Raw genomic sequence first — 17,553 nt, 5'->3', positions numbered from 1 at the left:
GGATCAGTTGGCGAGTTCGGGGACGGGGAGCGCCTCGGCCGGGGCGGCGCCCGGCATGAAGCGGCGGATGAATTGGCCCGCGATGCGCTCCGGCGCATGCGCGGCGCGGATGGCGGCGGCCGCCTCGGCGCGGGCACGGCCTTCACGGGGAGCGATGGCGCGTTCGAGCGCGTCGGCGAAGGCGTCCACGGCGTAGGCCTCAGCGACGACGCCGTGGTTGAAGGTCCGCACGAACTCCTCGCACCCGTGGCCCGGCCCGACGACCGGCAGGACGCCGTAGACGCCGGCCTCCACCAGGATGTTGGGCCAGTTGTCCTCCAGCGATGGCGTCATCAGGACGTCGGCCCGGCGGTAGATCTCGCTGAGGGCCGCGTGGTCGCCGATACGGCCGTGCTGCGTGGCCGGGAGGCCGGTCCTCTCGATGAGCCGCGCCGTCTGCGGGTCCCCGGCGCCGACGAGGTCGACGACGACGCGGGGGGCGTCCGTGCGCGCGTCGAGCCTGGCGCCGAGCTCGGCGAGCGCCTCGAGCGCGAGGCTCATGTTCTTGCGCTGCTCGGACAGCGAATCGGCGATCAGCATCAGGTGGACCGCCTCCGGGTCACGCGGCGCGGGACCGGTCGCCAGCGGCAGGTAGGCGTTCCGGACGACGTGGGCGCGACCCGGCGGGACGATCCGGCTCGCGACCGCGCCGTCGCGCACGTAGTGGCTCGGGGCGGTGAGGTGGACGTTCGTGTGCGCGAACAGCGCCGCCTTGAAGCGCCGGGAGCGAGGCGGCACGGTGAGGCTCGCCAGGGAACGGTCGATCTGCGGGCAGGCGTGGCAGCCGATCCCGAGCCTGCCGCACGTCGCCGGATAGTGGCAGCCGCCGGTGACGTAGTGGAAGTCGTGCATCGTGACGACCAGCGTGCGGCCGCGTCGAGCAAGCTCGGCCATCTCCTCGAGGCCGATCAGGCCGAGCGCCCAGTGCACGTTGACGATGTCGTACCCGCTCAGCATCTCCACGAACCAGCCGCGGCAGAAGCCGGGGTGCTCCACCGTGAAGTGCGCGTCGGAGATCGTGCGGTTGGAAAACGAGCGCGACGGGCGGGCATCCTCCGGCACGCTCTCGCCGAGCGTCTCGATGTCGATGAAGTCGCAGGATGCGCCCGTCGCGGCGAGCGCGTCCGCCAGCCGCCTGGCGGCGATCCCGGCCCCGCCGTGCGGCGCGCTGGACAGCACCGCGATCGAGGCGGGGCGCGTCATGCCGGAAGGTCCGCGCTGGCGGACAGCAGCGCGTCGCGGGCGTGCCGCCGCTCGCGCGCCATGGCGTTGAGCTTGCGGTGGAGGAGGGCGACGTCGTTCCCCGCGCCGGCCGACGCCTCCAGCGCTTCCGCCCGCGCCTTGGTCTCGTTGTAGAGGGCGACGAGCTGGCCGAGCGTGATCTCCGCCTCCTTGAAGCCGCCGTGCATGGTCTGCACAAGGGCCAGTTCGGCGAGCGATTCGGCACGCTTCTTCAGCGTCTTGCACTCCGAATGATAGACGCTGTAGGCGACGTCCACCGGCACGTGCTCGAAGGCGAAGCGTCCCGCCATCGACAGGAAGAGGTCCGCGTCCATCGCGTAGTGCAGCTCGTGCTTGACCGGCCCGCAGGCCTGCCACGCCTCGCGCGAGAAGAATACCGACGGCTGTACGAGGTGGTGCATCGTGTAGTTCAGGAGCTTCCCGAACGTCAGCCGCTCCGGCGCGTAGTTGAAGCGGTGGATCGGTGTCAGGTCGAGCTCGGTGAGGTACGCGTTCCCCACCACGACCTTCGTGCCCGGACGGTCGCGGAACGCCTCCCGCACCACCTTGAGACGGTTCGGAAGGATGAGGTCGTCGCCGTTCAGCCAGGTCAGGATCGGCTTCTTCGCCCGGGCCATGCCCTTGTTGATGGCGTCGGACTGGCCCTCGTCCCGCTCGGACACCACCACCGTGAAATGCTCGCGGTAGTGCTCGACGACCTGCATCGTCATGTCGGTGCTGCCGCCGTCCATCAGGATCAGCTCGCAGCCGGCGAGGTCGTTCATCAGGAGGCTGCGGATCGTTCGCTCCAGGAAAGGCCCCGCGTTCCAGACCGGGATGACGATGGAAACGCCCGGAAGGTCCGGGTCCGCCTTCTCGAGGCGGAACCCCTTCTCGAACGGCAGCACGGCAGTGGCGGAGAGGGGCTCAGGCAGCATCGGGAAGGCCCTCGGCATCGGACTGGATCATGGCGAGGAGGGCGCGCTCCACGTCGTTGTCGGCGGCCAGCACCAGGTAGTCGTGAAGCGCGGCATTGGCGATGCCGTGCTCGATGAGTTCCACCGCGTAGACCCGCGCCGCCGCCCGCCGCTCCAGCGCATCGTCCTTGTACCCGGCCTGGCGGAGGGCCGCGACGGCGCGGACATGGCGCGTGTCGGACGCACGCGGCGGCCGTGGCCCGGCCCCGACGCCGTCGCGGCAGAGGCGGGCGAAGAGCGTCGCAAGGAGCGCCTCACGGAAATCGGCATGAACGCCCGCGCCGGTCGCGAAGACGTTGAGCGCGCGCTCCATGTCCGGCGTCCCGGCAGAGCGGAGGTCGTCGGCGAGCGCGGCGAGGACGGCGAAGCTCGTCGTCGCCGCCGCGAACGGACAGGCGGCGAGGAAGCGGGCCGTCGCGGCGCGGGCCTCGGGCGTCGTGGCGGCGAGCGGCTGGCGGTAGTACTTCAGCCGCGCGAGACGGGAAGCGGCGGCGGTCAGCCGGCACTCATGGTCGATCCGCTGAAAGAACTGGAAGGCCGCCTGGGCGGCGCTCGGCCCGGTCGCCATCCCCAACGCCTGCATCGCCGGAACGTAGGCGAGGAACTCGTCGACGTTCGCGTACGTCGTCTCGTGGCTCTCGTGAAGCAGGAGGCCGGAATCCATGATGACACCGCCCAGCGACAGCACGGCCGCGCCCATCAGGTAGTCCCACCCCGGGATGCCGAAGCACATCCGCTCCGACGCGGGGAGGGCGGAGAGCGATCCGACCACGCCACCGAACGTGTCGGCGGCGATCAGGAAGGTGTCGAGGCCGCCGCGGTAGGGCGCCCGGCGGGCAAAGGACGAGGCCTCGTGCGTCGGCGTCTCCTCGCGCACCAGCGCGACGGCGGGAGCCTGAGCGCGGTAGATCGTCGTCACCTCGGCGCTGCGGGCCGCGGCGAAGATGTCGGAGTTGGTCAGCAGGAGGTCGCGTCCCGGCATCGCCTCGGCGAAGCGGGTGAGGAGCGGGAGGACGAGCGGCGTCGGCTTGCCGAAGAGGGCGCGCCCGCTCGCCTCGTCCGGGATCTCGATGATCGCCTCGTCCGGGACGCCGGCCGCCCGAAGCCGCTCGGCCTCGGCGGCGACGTTGGCGGTGCGCACGGCGAAGCCGAGGTCGCTCCAGCGGGTCCAGCACTTCAGCTGCCGCTCCAGCTTGGCGAACGGGTTGAGCGACGTGACGACGACGGGATGGGCCTTGCCGGCCGCAGGTCTGTCCTCTGCCACTCGATCGCCGTCCAACTCGCGCTCCTCTACGCCCGCTCGCGTGCTCAACCTTTCGGCGTTCGGGCGGGAAGATGCAAGGCGCGGCGCTCTCCCGGCGCTGCCGGAGTGTCGCGCCTGTTCATGTCCCGCACGCGAGGCCAACGCCGCTGTGGACGGACCCGCCGTCAGGCCCTATCAGCGCAGGATGGCCCAACGACATGTGGTCGTCGTCCCCCCGCCGGACCTCGACGGCTCCCGCTCGATCAAAGACCTCCTCGAGCTTCTGCGCCAGCAGGGCTGCGAGACGACCGTGTCGAACCTCGACCATGTCGCGGGCGCGCCGCCGGGGGCGCGTGCCGTGTTCGTGTTCCGCAGTCTCGAGGCCGTGCTCGTCGAGGCGATGACGCGGGGGGTCCAGCCCTCGAGCCCCGTCAACGCATGGTTCAAGTCGGCAACGGCGATCCTCGATGCCCACGCGGCGCGCGCTCCGTCCGCGCTCCTCGTCGACTTTGCGGACCTCGAGTTCAGCGCGCCGGCGGTGGTCGAGCACGTCCTCGCGGAGACCGACCGCCCGCGCCGGCGGGGCCGCCGCGCCGCCAAGGGCGACCCCGTGCTGCGGGCGCTGGCGCGGACCGCGACGGCCGAGACGCCCAAGGCACGCAAGCTGATCCGCGACCTCAACGCCGCCGCGCTGCTCACCGCGCCGGACGGCACCCACGCCGACACCGCCTTCCTGTACTATTCCGGCATCCTGAAGAACCGCGATCAGGCGGCCCAGGAGCTGGCCGCCGCGTCGCTCGCGGAGATATCCGGCGAGCGCAACCGGCTGCGGGCGGAGGTCGCCAGACTTCGCGCCGCGCTCGCTGCAAAGCCGGCGACGCTGCTGGGCGCGACGGTCGGCTTCGGGCCGACCTTCGTCCATCCGGCCTTCTACGCTCTCGAAACGAGCGCGAAGGGCCGCGCCTTCCGCTGGATGGGCCGTGAGAGCGAGGCGGTCATCCCGGTCACCATCACACCCGGCAATGCGGTGAAGGTCGCCGTGACGATCGAGCTGGTGATCGACGGCGACGCGCTGGACGGGTTGGAGATCGGCCTCGGCGGCCAGATCGCGACCCGGTACGAGACCAGGATGCAGCCGAACGGTCAGATCGTGAAGTCCGCCGAGTTCACCGGCCTGCCGCCCGACAGCGAGACGCTCGACGTCGTCCTGCGCCAGCGGCACGTGCTCGACTGCACGCCGCACGGTGACACGCGCACACTCGGCTGCGGACTTGTCGGCCTCTCCGTTGTGCCGGTCCCGCCCGAGCCGCCGGCTGAAAAGGTCGCTCCCCCGCCCGACGCCGATGACGACGAGCCCGTGCCGGCGGTGCCCGAAGCGGTCGCCGTCGCGCCGCGCGCCCCGATGGGCGTGGCGCCGAAGCCCGTCGTGCCGCGCCCCGCGACGCGCACGGTCGGCGCCCCAGGCGCTCCCCTGTCGGTGGTGATCCTCGTCGACGAGGGCTTCGACGAGGCCGCATTCTACCCGCTGGAGCACCGCCCGGACAGGCTCCCCTTCGCCTGGATGGGCGTGCGCGACGAGCAGGCCTTCACGGTGACGATCCCGCTCGACCGCCCGGTCCGCGTCGAGGCTCACCTCGCCGTGGTGATCGACGACGAGGCCCTCTCGGGGCTCGAGATCGAGTTCGACCAGGAGGAGCCGCAGTCGGTCGAGACATCCGGCGAGGGCGGCTGCATCGTGAAGAGCGCCGTGTTCGCCCCGATCGACCCCACCCGCGCCCTCTCCGAGCCCGTCCAGGTGGTGCTGAAGGCGACGCACGCCGTCGACCTGACGGACAAGGGGGACGGCCGCACGCTCTCGGTCGGTCTCCACAAACTGGTGGTGCGGCAGCTCTAGGCCGGGCGTATCACGATCCGCTCGATCGCGACGCCGAGGGGCCGCCCCTCGGCTTCGACCGTGGCACCGAGGCTCAGCGCCAGTTCGCCCGGGACGCCGCCGTCCGGGAACACCGCGGACTTGATCGCGCCCCCGTCGCCGGCGGGCTCGATCCGGGTGACCTCCGGCGCCACCCCGTCGAGGCTCAGTTCGAGACCGTCGAGACACCGGCGGTGGATCACCAGCGGCATGTGGACCTCGACCCGCATCGCCCCCGCGGTCGCGCCGCCGACGGGGACGACGGCAGCCGTCTCGCGCCCCATCCAGCGGAAGCGCCTCCCGTCGGGGAGCGCCTCGACGCCATAGAACGCCGGAGCGTCCAGCGTGTCGGCGGCGATCTCGACCACGCCGGCCTCCGCCTCCAGCTGCCAGACGTCGATCTTGTGGATGGCGACGGCCACGAAGCGCGGATCGCCCCGGGCGGTGAGGTCCACCTTGGAGGCGATGTGCAGCCCGATGCGCACCAGGGCCAGGGGATCGGGGCTGGCGGGCGCGTCGAAGGTCGAGCTGTGCAGGATGCTCCCGTCGTCCATCCGCGTCCGCTCGACCTTCACGGCCGGCAGCCCGTCGCAGGTGACGGAGAAGCCGTCGAGGGCGGCGGCGTTGATGACGACGGCGAGCTGCACGTCCACGCGAATCGGGCGCGTGCGGCTGATCTCGGTCGGGAGCACCGCGTCGTCCGCGTTGCCGATCCAGCGCAGCGACAGCCCGTCCGACGGGCGCCGCTCGGGCGGGTAGAAAGCCGGATGCGTGAGGCCGTCGTCGGCGTAGATCGTCTGGTGCTGAAGCGTGGCGGTGTCGAAGATGCTGGCGCCGACCGCCTCCTGCAGCAAGGCGATTTGCTCGAGGAGCAGGGCGTTCTGCGCCTCGGCCTCGGCGAGACGGTGGCGCAGGGTGGCCTCGCCGGACGTCGATGCGGCGGGGCCCGGCGCGGAGCCGGCCTGAAGCGACCGGAACGCGGCGACCGCCTCGTCGGGCGAGGTGCGGATCGGCGCGCTCCACAGCGCCAGGGCGTGCGGGCGGAGCTGTGCGGCGAGCGTGGCGACCGCCGGCGACTCCAGCGCGACGAGGCGGCAGAGATAGCGCGCCACGCTCGCCTCGCCCGTGTCCTCGCGCGAGCGGGCGGGACCGTCGCCGTCGCCGGCGAGCCGCAACCCCAGCCGGGCGCCGAGCGATTCGGCGAGGGCGTCGTCGTCGCTCGCCCCGTGCGGATCGACGAGCGTGATGCGGGGCGCGAGGCGGCGGCACTGCAGGACCAGCGCCGCCGAATGCCGCGTCCATGCGGCGATGGCGTCGCTCGGCGCTGCGCCGTCCGCGACCGCGCGTGTCGCGAAGTCCTCGGCGGAGGGGTGCAGGACCAGCGCATGCGCCCCGGGGGCGGACCAGAGGCACGCGTCGAGCTGCGACGGCTCCACCACGTCGACGGTGGCGGCCGCGCCGAGGAGGCGGGTCAGGCGGGCGACGGCCGGCGCGTGCGCGTACCAGGACGGCACCGCGATCAGCACGGTATCAGGCGCACCGGACGGCAGGACGCTCTCAAGCATGCGCGGGGCCACGCCTCTCCGGCGAAGCGGCGCGCGGGGGAGCTGGGCGCGATGGACCCGGACGGCCGGCAAGGTTCTGCAAGGGTCTCCTCGACGTCATGACTGCGGGGCGACGACCGTGCCGGCGGCAGGGCGCGCCACCGTGTTTGGGCGACACGGGGTCCGCGAGCAAGCCCACCGCGCCGCAATTTCAGCGCCCGATGACCCCTCCGGGTGTGGTTCCCATAAGTATGGACATGGCTAATATGACGATCTTAGCCTATTTAGGTGACGCTTTTGCGGAGAAGTTTCACATGGCGACTGTAGTTCGCTCCAGTCCAGTGCGGGCCTTCCTGGTGGCGAATACGTTCATCGGGGCGATGGAGGAGGTCGCGATCGACCGGGTGGTGATGCACGGTCGAGCGATCCGCTACGCCAAGGGTGAGCGTCTTTTCCAGCGGGACGATCCGGGCGACGCGCTCCACGTCGTCATCAGCGGCACGGTAAAGGTGCACAATACCACCGGCGAGGGCCGCGAGGTGGTGCTGAACTTCCTGCGTGGCGGCGACCTCGTCGGCGAGATCGCCGTCCTGGACGGCGGCCCCCGGACGGCGTCGGCCTCCATGATCGAGGCTGGGGAGATCTTCCGCATCGACCGGAGGGACCTGATGCCGGCGCTGCGCGAATCGCCCGACGCGCTGGTCGAGGTCGTCGGCATTCTGTGCGAGAAGCTGCGCGCGACCTCCGACATCGTCGAGACCAACATGCGTAAACTCGACGCGCGGTTCGCCGGCGGCCTCCTGCGCCTCTGCCAGGCGTACGGGCGGCGCACGGCGAACGGTGTGGTGATCGACCTCGCCGCCAACCAGACCGACCTCGGCGCCTATCTCGGCCTCTCGCGCGAGAACGCCAGCCGCCAGATCGCCAAATTGTCCCGCTCCGGCATCCTCCGCGCGGAAGGCGCGACGCTCGTCGTGATCGACGAACCCGCGGTGGCGCGACTGGCCGACGAGTGAATGCCTGGCGGGCCATCGAGCGCGCCCGCGCCCGGGGCACGACGGACCTCGGCCTCGTCGCCATCGCGGCGCTCGTGACGCTGGTCCTCGCGGCCTATTCCGGGACGACCGGCGGCAACACCCTGCGTGAGCGCACCTTCGACCAGCTCACCGCGCTCGCCGGCGTCACGACCATCGACGAGCCGGTGGTGGTCGACATCGACCGCCGCTCCCTCTCGGAGGTCGGGGCGTGGCCGTGGCCGCGCGCCGACCTTGCGACGCTGGTGGGCGCCATCGCCGACGCGGGCGGCAAGGCGCTCGCCATCGACATCCTCCTCGACGAGCCGGACGACCGCTCCCCCGCAGGACTCGCGCGCCGTCTCACCGAATTCGGCGTTCCGCTCGACGTCGATCCGGCGACACTGGCCGACGGGGACACCAGCCTCGCAAAGGCCATGGCGAGAATTCCGACCGTGCTGGGTGTCGGCCTCGCGCCGCAGGAGGGGACGCCGGTGCGCTCGCCGCCGATCATCGTGCGCGGCACGTTCGTGGCGGACGGGCTGTGGCGCAGCGAGGGAATCGCCGGCCCCATCGCGGCGCTGAGGGACGGCGCGGCGGGCTTCGGGGCGCTGGCGCTGCCCGGCAGCCTCGACGGGACGATCCGCAATGTACCACTCCTCGTCGTCGCCGGGCGGCAGGCGCTACCGGGCCTCGCCGTCGAGCTGCAGCGGAACGCACAGGGCGCCCCGCCGATCCTGATCGACCCGGACGCCGACGTCATGCAGGTCGGCGAGCGTCGGGTCCCGCTGGGAACGGGCGGGCTGATGCGCCTCATCCCGGTCTCGCGGGCCGATCGCGCCGCCCGTCACGTGAGCGCTGCGGACGTCATCGCCGGGAACGCGGCCGAGATCGCGCGCCTCGCCGGCAGGGCGGTGATCCTGGGAAGCTCGGCGCCGGAGCTCGGCGGCCTGCGCACCGGCGCGGACGGATCGCTCGTTCCCAGCATCGACCTCCAGGCCGACGGCTACGCGCAGATGTCCGCCGGAGCCTTCCCGATCCGCGCCGACGACGCGCTGACGTGGGAGCGGGTGGCGGTCGCCGTCGCGTCCGTCCTGGCGCTTCTCGCGGCCCGGTTCCTCGCACCGCTCACCGGGGCGATCGTCATCGGGGCGCTGGCGCTCGCGTGGATCGCGGGCGCCTCCGTGGCGACGGTCTCGATGGTCCTCGTCGACCCGATCCTTCCGGCCGCGAGCGCGACGATCACCTTCGCGCTCGGCTCGCTCCTGGTGGCAGCGCAGGCGCGGCGCCAGGCGCGCCGGGTGCAGGCCGCGTTCGAGCAGCACCTCTCGCCGGCGGTGGTGCGGCGCATCGCGGCGAGCCCGGACACCATCCGCCTCAAGGGCGAGGCACGCGAGGTGACGGCGCTCTTCACCGACATCGAGGGCTTCTCGGCGATGACCTCGGCCGCCGAGCCGGAGGCGCTGATCGGCCTTCTCGACGCCTACTACGACGTCATCACCAGCGTTGCGGTCGCGCACGAGGGGATGGTCGCCAAGCTCATCGGCGACAGCATGAACGTCCTGTTCAACGTGCCCGTGGACCTGCCGAATCACCCGCAGTGGGCGCTCGATTGCGCGCTGGCGCTGGCCGAGGCGAGCGCACGGTTCGAGGCCACGCCGGAGGCGCGGCTCCTCGGCCTCGGGCGCACCCGCATCGGGCTCGACACCGGGCGGGCGATCGTCGGCGACGTGGGCGGCGCACGAAAGCTCGACTACACCGCCCACGGCGCGGCGGTGAACGCGGCATCGCGGTTCGAGCAGGCCAACAAGTTCCTGGGAACGCAGATCGTGATCGGGCCGGGAACGGCGGAGCGTCTGGCGCTGGACCTGAAGCCGCTCGGCCGGTTCATCGTGCGCGGCTTCCCCGAACCGCTGGCGCTGCACACCGTCTGGCCGGAGGAAACGGGCGAGGACGAGAAGGCCGAGGTCCGGCGGGCGGTGGCGGCCCTGTCGGCCACCCCTCTCGTCATCGACAAGCTGACGCCGCAGGCCTACCGCGCCCTGCTGGCGGGCGAGGAGCCCCGCATCGCCTCCTGAGCATGGAGCCTCGTGAGCCGGGACCGGGCTCCACGGCGCATCGCCGCGCGGCGGCGCCCGGCCCGGCCGCCGGCGTCAGCGGACGCTCGCGAGCGCCTCGTCGATACGGCCCTGACCCCACTCGACCGGGTCGGTCGGTTCCGCCCCGGGCTCGGCGATGTTGGTTCCTTCGCCGGGGCCGACGGAGACGGTCTTGCCGCCACCCGTGACGCTGACGCGGCCCGTCTCGACGAACACGCCGAAGACATCCCGGCTCGGACCGGCGAAGAACGTCGTTCCGCGCACCACGATGAGCCCGTACTCGGAGCTGATCGACAGCGTGTCGTCGGCGGGCGGCCCATCGCGGCTGAAGAGGATCGCGCCGCCGCCGAGGGTCAGCTCGCCGCCAGCGTCGACCACGTAGCGGTCGATGCGCACCTCAGTGTCGGAGCCGAGGTTGAGGACGGTGCGCTGGCCGAGGCCGAGGACGGCACGGGCCTCGACACCCGTGCGCACGGTCTCGGAAAGGTGGATCGGATCGTCGATCTTCAGGCTGCGCGCCTCAGCGCCTTCGGCAGTGGCGGTCGCCTTGCCGGTGAGATCGTTGACGGCGCCGGCCCTCTCCGCCGCCTGGCCGAAGCGCGGAAAGGCGACGCCGGAGCCGATGGCCGCGAGGAAGGCGAGGATCGTGCGCCTGCTGAATGTCATCCGCACAAAAGGACTCCTTGGATTGGGCAATACGACGATGGCCCCGAAACCGAACGTATGAACCGGTCCGCGCTCCGCTGTGCTGGCGAGCACGCCCGGCCGGGCCACCCCGCATCCGGCCGCAGAGCCGAGCGCGGGGAAGGATTGTACCGGAATTTGGGTATTATTCAGCCGGGGCGGTGTGATCGCGCGGCTTGGAGAGGGACGAGAGTTCCGCGTTGAGCGCCCGTTCGATGGCCGACCGCGGCTGCGTCAGGCGCGCGAGGAGGTCGTACAGCACGGGCGTCACGACCAGCGTGAGGACGCCCGAGACGACCAGTCCGCCGACGATCACCGTGCCGATGGCGATACGGCTCTCCGCGCCCGCGCCGGTGGCGAGCACCAGCGGCACGGCGCCCAGGACGGTGGAGACGATCGTCATCACGATCGGGCGCAGGCGCAGCACCGTCGCCTCCAGCACAGCCTCGCGCACCGACATGCCCTCGTCGCGGAGCTGGTTGGCGAACTCGACGATGAGGATGCCGTTCTTCGCCATCAGGCCGATCAGCAGGATGATGCCGATCTGGCTGTAGATGTTGAACGTCAGTCCCGCGAGCGCCATCGAGAACACCGCGCCCGCGACGCCGAGCGGCACCGTCAGCATGATCGTCAGCGGGTGGACGAAGCTCTCGAACTGCGCGGCGAGCACCAGGAAGACGATGAGGAGGGCGAGGCCGAAGGTGAAGGCGGCGCCGCTCGAGGTCTCCTCGAACTGCTGCGACTGGCCGCTGAGGCTGATCCGGGCCTCGGGCGGAAGCGTCCGCGCGGCCGCGTCCTTCATGAACGCGATCGCCTCGCCGAGCGTGTAGTTGTCGGCGACCGCGCCCTCGATGGTGATCGACGGGAGGCGGTCGAAGCGGCGAAGCTCGGACGCCGCCGAGCTCTCCTTGATGCTGACGAGGGTGGAGAGCGGGACGAGGCTCGTCCCGTCCCCGGCGCGCACGAAGATGAAGTCGATGTCCGAGGGCGAGGAGCGGTCGTTCCGCTCGGCCTGGAGGAGAACCGGGTATTCGCGGCCGCGGTAGACGAAGTTCGTCACCTCGCGCGAGGCGAGGAGGGTCTGCAGCGAGGAGGCGATGGTCTCGATGGAGACGCCGAGGTCGTCGGCGCGCTGGCGGTCGACAGTGATGTCGAGCTGCGGCTGATTCTCCTCGTAGTCCATCTCCATGTTCTGCAGGTTCGGGTTCGCCTGTGCCTCTTCCAGAAGCGTCGCCGCCCAGCGCTGCACGCTCGGGAAGTCCGGCCCGGAGACGACGACCTGCAGCGGCGTGCGGTTGCCCCGGAGGCCGAGTCCGGACGGGGTGATCGGGAAGCCGCGGGCGGCGGTGACCCCGCTCATGCCGGGGCGGAGCGCGGCGGCGATCTCCTGGGCGGAGCGGTCGCGGTTCTCCCAGTCGGAGAGGCGCAGGACGACGAACGAGCGGTTGGCGCGTCCCCAGGAGCCGGACAGCGTGAAGATCGTCGCGACGTCGCCGGACTGGAGCAGCGGCTCGGCGATCGCCTCCACCTGCTGCGCAGCCTCGTCGGTGAAGTTGACCGTCGCGCCGACGGGGGCGGTCAGCGGCACGAAGGCGACGCCGCGGTCCTCCCGCGGGGTCAGCTCCGACGGGATGGTCTGGTAGACGACGCCGCCCACGACGGCGATGCCGATGGCGGCGGCGATCACGATCAGCGGCAACGAGAGAGCAGTGCTGACGATCCTGCGGAAGCCGCGCAGCACCCGTCCCTCGGAGCCTTCCGAGACGCCCATGTCCTTGCGCAACACCTTGGAGGCGAGGGCGGGGCAGGCCGTCAGCGCAACGAACGTGGAGATCAGCACCGCGCTCGCCATCACGAAGCCGAACTCCGTGAAAAGACGCCCGACCTGACCGCCGAGGAAGGAGATGGGCACGAACACCGCGATCAGCGTCAGCGACGTGGCGATGACCGCGAAGGTCACCTGCCGCGATCCGAGCACGGACGCGACGAGCACGGACTCGCCGTTGTCGATCCGTCGCTGGATGTTCTCCAGCACCACGATCGCGTCGTCGACCACGAGGCCGATGGCGAGGAGCAGGGCGAGGAGCGTCAGGACGTTGATCGAGAAGCCCATCGCACCGATCAGCATGAAGGTGCCGATGAGGGCGATGGGGATGGTGATGGCCGGAATGAGCGTCGCGCGCCAGGAGCGCAGGAACGCCAGGATCACCGCCACCACGAGGAGGAGCGACATGCCGAGCGCGGTGACCACCTCCTTGATGGAGGCGCCGACGAAGATCGCGTCGTCCGAACCGACGGTGATCTCCATGCCGCGTGGCAGCGACGGCTTCATCGCCTCGATCTCGGAGCGGATGCCCTGGCTGATGGCGATGGTGTTGGACTGGCTCTGGCGGATGACGGACATCCCGACGGCGGGCTTGCCGTCCGAGCGCACGATGGTGGTGTCGTCGGAGACGCCGGGGATGACGCGGGCGACGTCGGACAGGCGGATCGGGTAGCCCTCGACCCGGTCGACGGTGACGTTGGCGAACGCCTCGACGGTCGGCAGCCGGCTGTTGAGGCGGACCTGGAGCTGGCGCGCGGTCGATTCGATCTCGCCGGCGGGAAGCTCGACGTTGGCGCGCTGCAGCGCAGTGGTGATGTCCGCGACGGTGAGGTTGCGTGCGGCCATCGCGCGCCGGTCGAGCCAGATGCGAACGGCGAAGGGCCGGTCGCCGTAAAGGTCGATGGACGCGACGCCGTTCACGGTGGCGAGGCGGTCGACGACGTAGCGGTCGAGATAGTCGGTGATCTCGGCCGGCGTCATGCGCGTCGAGGTGACGGCGAGGCGCATGACCGGGTCGCCGTCCGCGTCGGACTTGACGACCTGCGGCTCCTCCACGTCGTCGGGCAGGTCGCCGCGCACGCGGGCGACGGCGTCACGCACGTCGTTGGCGGCCTCGTCGATGTTGCGGCCGACCTCGAACTCGATGGTGATGGACGACCGGCCGCGGCGGGACTGCGACGAGAGCGTCTTGATGCCGGAGATCCCGGAGATCGAGGCTTCCAGAATCTCGGTGATGTCGGTGTCGATGATCTCCGGCGAGGCACCGGTGTACTCGGTGCGCACGGTGACGACGGCCGTGTCGATGTCCGGCAGCTCGCGGATCGGCAGTCCCGTCAGGGCACCGATGCCGAAGACCATGATGAGGAGGCTGACGACCGCCGCGAGCACCGGGCGGCGGATGGCGAGGTCGGACAGCACTAGGTGCGGCTCCCCGTGCCGGCCGGTTCAGGGTTGGCCGCGGCGGCGGGCGATGCGGGCGCGTCGGCCGTCCCCGGCACCTCGATCTCGGTGGAATGGCCGGGGAGGGGAATGCGGCTGATGATCCTCACCGCGCCGCCGTCGCGCACGGACTGGATGCCGCGGCTGACGACGGTGTCGCCGTCCGCCACGCCGTCGAGCACCTCGACGATGCCGGCTCGCCGCAGGCCCGTCTCGATCGAGCGCAGCTCGGCCACGCCGTCGACGACCACGAAGATCTCGGTCTTGCCGCCCTCGACCATCACGGCCTCCTCGGGAACCACGACGGCATGGCGGTCGTCGAGCGCGAGGTCGAGGCGCATGAACATGCCGACCGGAAGCACCCGGTCCTCGTTGGGAAGGCGGGCGTGGACGCGGAAGGAGCGGCTCACCGAATCGATGCGGCTGTCGATCGCGGCGACGGAACCGCTGAAGGTGCGGCCCGGAAAGGCGGCGCTCTCGGCGTGGATGCGCTGGCCGATGTGGATCTGGCCGTAGACCGTCTCCGGCAGGCGGAACTCGATCTCCACCTCCGAGAGGTCGTCGAGCGTGGTCAGGACCATCGACGTCTCGACGCGCGCGCCGAGGTCGACCGCGCGCATGCCGAGGACGCCCGAGAATGGGGCGGAGATCGTCCGGTCCTGCAGGTTGTGCCGGGCGCGCTGGACGGCGGCTTCGGCCGCCGCGACCTCGGCCTTGAGGCTGTCGAGGGTCGCCTGGCTCACCGTTGAGGCGTTGGTCTGGCGCAACGTTGTCGAGCGGTCGAGCGCGGCGGTGCGCTCGGCAAGCGTCGCCTCGGCTTCGGCGAGCGTCGCCTGCTCGATGCCCGGGTCGAGCCTTGCGATCACGTCGCCCCTGTCGATCGCGGCGCCCGGCGTGATGTTGAGCTCGACGAGGCGGCCGTCGGTGAGCGGCACGATGTCGACCGACTGGAGGGCGCGCGTGGTGCCGACCGCCTCGACCGAGCGCTCCAGGACGCGCGTCGCAGCGGTCGCGACGTCGACCGCGGCGGCGGGCCGGGGCGCTCCCGACTGGCCTCCGGCGTCGGCGCTTTCCGTTGCGGCCGGGCGCTCCTGATACATCATGTATCCCAGTCCGCCGGCGACAGCCAGGAACAGCAGCAGGACCAGTTGTCGTGAGACGCTCATGCATGCCTCCAGGCCGAGCGCGCGGCCCGGCGGGCCATTCGGCCACCTTGATCAACTATTGCGCCAGTTTGGGGACACCGGCAACGGCATTGCAGCATCGCGTGACAAGATGAATGCGGGCTGAAATCACCAGCCGGTGAGCGCGGATAGCAACGATGCACGGGGCGGGCCAAGGCAGGCCCCTGTCGCGCGGCTACAGGCCGCGGGACGCGAGGATGGCGCTGAGGGCGACCGGCTGCGACTGCGGCGGCGGAGCCGGCGGCAAAGTCAGGGACTTGCGGTCGAGCGCGCCGAAGCGGGTGCGGGCGATCAGGCGCTGCTGCTCGAGCGCGTCGAGCTCGCTCCGGTCGCGCCGCGGGCCGAGGTAGTCGTCGGCGGCGATGACGAGGGTCGGCCGCCCGGAAGCCACCGCCTCGGTGACCATCGAGAGGCTGTCGGCGGTGACGAGGACGATGTCGGCCTCGAACGCCTCGGTGTTGGAGGCAAGGCCCGCCTCGGCGTAGCGTACGACGCGCACCCGCTCGCCGTCCGGGGCGAGTGTGGTGGCGAACGTCTCGAAGAGCGCGGTCGACGTGCGGCGCGAATCGAACGCGATCAGCGACCACTCGGGCTCCGCGTCGAGGATCCCGCGCAGCGCCCGCGCGAGGGTCAGCATGTCCCGCTCGGTGTAGGCGTAGTGCTTCGATTCCCCGCCGAAGAGCAGCGCGAGACGCTTCGGCCCGGGCTCGCGCAGCGGCGTCGGCTGGCGCAGCGCCGTGGCGTCGATGTCGGTCGGCCGCGGCGTCAGGATGGCGCAGCGGGCCGAGGACGGGACCGGCGTGAGGAGCGCGGTGACGCCGAACTGCGGCCGCTTGGCAAAGCCGCAGTAGATGTTCTTCGCGCCGAGCAGGCGGGCGAGGGCGATGTTCGTGGCGGCCGTCGACGGGCCGGTGGAGACGACGATGTCGGCCGTCTCCGGCGGCGCCTCGGCGAGGTCCACGTTGCGCTTCAGCCATGCCTGGGGGGCACGCATAGCGGCGGTGATGCGGTGGAGGCGGCGCGACATCGGCCGCCGTTCGCGCATCGCGATCCACCTGGTGTCGAGCGTGCGGTGACGGGCCAGCGCGGCGAGGACGCCGGCCGACGTGCGGTCGTGACCGGCGACCCCGTCGGTCAGAACGATGACCCGCGTCACTGCCAATGCTGCGCGATCCAGGGCACCGGGCGGACGTGCTTGTGGATCCGCTTGTACCAGGTCTTCTCCGGCCAGACGCCGTCCCTGGCGTGGTCCGGGTTGGGGTAGCCGGTGAAGCAGACGACCTTGGCGCCGGGGCTGAGCCGCGGCGTCACCACGTAATTCAGTGGGAAGGGCGGCATCAGCGAGTGCTTGAAGGAGACACACCACGGACGCGGCCAGAACAGCTTCGAGCTGATCGTGCGCGACTTGTAGGTCTGGCTGTTGGGGTGCCGGGCGACGGTGCCGGCGGGGTCCGACATCAGCGTCTCGTAGACCTCGGTGTGGGCGCCCACAGTGAGGCGGAACACGGACGTGTTGCCGATCCCCGAGCCCTTCTGGGTCCAGTTCTCGATGACGCAGTACGTGGCATCCGGCTCGAAGTCGAAGAAGTCGTCGATGTTGCCGGTGACGACGACGTCGAGGTCGAGGAAGAGGATGTTGCCGCTGAGGCCGCCGACGTCCTTCTGGGTCAGCGCGATCTTGCGCCAGGCCTTCTTGATGTGGGTCGCCGGCAGGTCGATCGGCGGCAGCGGCTGGGTCTCGATCGCCGGATCGAGACCGCGCGTGTCATCGGTGAAGCAGATGAAGCGAAGGGGCCGGGCGGTGTGGCGCCGCACCATGTTGAAGAGTGTGTTGGCATAGTCGGACCCGTAAGCGGTGCCCCACTTCATGCACACGACGGTTTGTGGCGCGGCTTTCATGACCCCTCTTGAGGCCGCCGGTCCAGGAAAAGCAACATCGATTCGGCGCCCCGGCAACGGATGGGCCGTCCGGGCGCAACTTTCAAGCGTCGATCATGGACGAGCGGGCTGCCATGTCGCGCATGATGCACATCACGGCGTCCCGACGTTCGGGCGTCATCGCCGTGTAGAGGGAGAGACACTCGGTCGCCTCCGGACCCATATCCACGCCGTCGACCAGATATGTGACCGTGGTCTGGAGCACATTGGCCAACTTCTGGAGGTTGTCGATGCGGGGCGTGGCCCCTTTCTGCTCCAGGATTTGGGTTAAATACGCCGGGTTGAGCCCAGCTTCGCTGCACACCTGGGATCGTGTCTTGCCGCTTGCTGCGAGGCAGCTCCGCAATCGCAACCGCCAGTCGCTGACGTCTATGGGGCTGATTTGGTTCTGCAAGTCTACGTCCTCGTCATCGCTTCGGCCATTGTGCCATCGG

The 17,553-nt window shown here is 70.9% G+C and carries 13 protein-coding genes; 3 read left to right on the top strand and 10 right to left on the bottom strand.

Annotation, left to right across the window (positions count from 1 at the left end; all coding sequences use genetic code 11):
- Positions 1-3 precede the first annotated feature (3 nt).
- The 3 genes from DLJ53_RS15710 to DLJ53_RS15700 are packed head-to-tail and all read right to left on the bottom strand — an operon-like array spanning position 4 to position 3,501.
- A complete protein-coding gene (locus tag DLJ53_RS15710) occupies positions 4-1,242 on the bottom strand; it encodes a glycosyltransferase (protein WP_111346863.1) in 1,239 nt (412 codons plus the stop codon).
- Complete coding sequence (locus DLJ53_RS15705) at positions 1,239-2,198, bottom strand: glycosyltransferase (RefSeq protein ID WP_162409261.1); 960 nt, start codon at positions 2,196-2,198, stop codon at positions 1,239-1,241. Before DLJ53_RS15705 ends, DLJ53_RS15710 begins: the two co-directional genes overlap by 4 nt.
- Positions 2,188-3,501: a hypothetical protein gene (locus tag DLJ53_RS15700; protein WP_111346859.1), complete on the bottom strand. Its 1,314-nt coding sequence runs from the start codon at positions 3,499-3,501 to the stop codon at positions 2,188-2,190. Before DLJ53_RS15700 ends, DLJ53_RS15705 begins: the two co-directional genes overlap by 11 nt.
- Positions 3,502-3,685: 184 nt before the next feature.
- Between DLJ53_RS15700 and DLJ53_RS15695 the strand changes: the two genes are divergently transcribed.
- The gene (locus DLJ53_RS15695; protein WP_146619974.1) at positions 3,686-5,374 is read left to right on the top strand and encodes a hypothetical protein; all 1,689 of its coding nucleotides are present in this window, start codon (positions 3,686-3,688) and stop codon (positions 5,372-5,374) included.
- Here the strand turns inward: DLJ53_RS15695 and DLJ53_RS35210 are convergent.
- Positions 5,371-6,957 (bottom strand): hypothetical protein, encoded by a 1,587-nt coding sequence (locus tag DLJ53_RS35210; protein ID WP_162409259.1) that lies wholly within the window; start codon positions 6,955-6,957, stop codon positions 5,371-5,373. The genes DLJ53_RS15695 and DLJ53_RS35210 overlap by 4 nt on opposite strands.
- A gap of 293 nt (positions 6,958-7,250) precedes the next feature.
- Between DLJ53_RS35210 and DLJ53_RS35205 the strand changes: the two genes are divergently transcribed.
- Entirely contained in the window at positions 7,251-7,952 is a 702-nt protein-coding gene (locus tag DLJ53_RS35205) for a Crp/Fnr family transcriptional regulator (RefSeq protein WP_162409257.1), read from the top strand.
- Positions 7,949-10,027, top strand: a complete 2,079-nt coding sequence (locus tag DLJ53_RS15680) for a CHASE2 domain-containing protein (RefSeq protein WP_111346851.1) — start codon at positions 7,949-7,951, stop codon at positions 10,025-10,027. The genes DLJ53_RS35205 and DLJ53_RS15680 overlap by 4 nt, the downstream gene beginning before the upstream one ends.
- Before the next feature lie 75 nt (positions 10,028-10,102).
- On the opposite strand, the gene DLJ53_RS15675 is transcribed toward DLJ53_RS15680, so the two are convergent.
- The 6 genes from DLJ53_RS15675 to DLJ53_RS15650 all read right to left on the bottom strand — a co-directional run bounded on the left by DLJ53_RS15675 (position 10,103) and on the right by DLJ53_RS15650 (position 17,513).
- Positions 10,103-10,714, bottom strand: a complete 612-nt coding sequence (locus DLJ53_RS15675; RefSeq protein ID WP_111346849.1) for a FecR family protein — start codon at positions 10,712-10,714, stop codon at positions 10,103-10,105.
- A 163-nt stretch (positions 10,715-10,877) separates the two neighbouring features.
- Positions 10,878-13,976, bottom strand: a complete 3,099-nt coding sequence (locus DLJ53_RS15670; RefSeq protein WP_111346847.1) for an efflux RND transporter permease subunit — start codon at positions 13,974-13,976, stop codon at positions 10,878-10,880.
- Complete coding sequence (locus DLJ53_RS15665; protein ID WP_111346845.1) at positions 13,976-15,163, bottom strand: efflux RND transporter periplasmic adaptor subunit; 1,188 nt, start codon at positions 15,161-15,163, stop codon at positions 13,976-13,978. The genes DLJ53_RS15670 and DLJ53_RS15665 overlap by 1 nt, the downstream gene beginning before the upstream one ends.
- A 193-nt stretch (positions 15,164-15,356) precedes the next feature.
- On the bottom strand, positions 15,357-16,337 hold the full coding sequence (locus DLJ53_RS15660) for an ELM1/GtrOC1 family putative glycosyltransferase (RefSeq protein ID WP_226582164.1): 981 nt from the start codon (positions 16,335-16,337) through the stop codon (positions 15,357-15,359).
- Positions 16,334-17,080: a hypothetical protein gene (locus DLJ53_RS15655; protein WP_111346841.1), complete on the bottom strand. Its 747-nt coding sequence runs from the start codon at positions 17,078-17,080 to the stop codon at positions 16,334-16,336. The genes DLJ53_RS15660 and DLJ53_RS15655 overlap by 4 nt, the downstream gene beginning before the upstream one ends.
- 82 nt (positions 17,081-17,162) lie before the next feature.
- Positions 17,163-17,513, bottom strand: coding sequence for a helix-turn-helix domain-containing protein (locus tag DLJ53_RS15650; RefSeq protein WP_162409253.1), 351 nt, complete (start codon positions 17,511-17,513; stop codon positions 17,163-17,165).
- Positions 17,514-17,553 lie beyond the last annotated feature (40 nt).

It is taken from the genome of Acuticoccus sediminis (assembly GCF_003258595.1).
In the GTDB taxonomy this organism is placed as follows: domain Bacteria; phylum Pseudomonadota; class Alphaproteobacteria; order Rhizobiales; family Amorphaceae; genus Acuticoccus; species Acuticoccus sediminis.
Note: the sequence above shows the minus strand (reverse complement) of the source record. Positions and strands in the feature narration are given on the sequence as shown.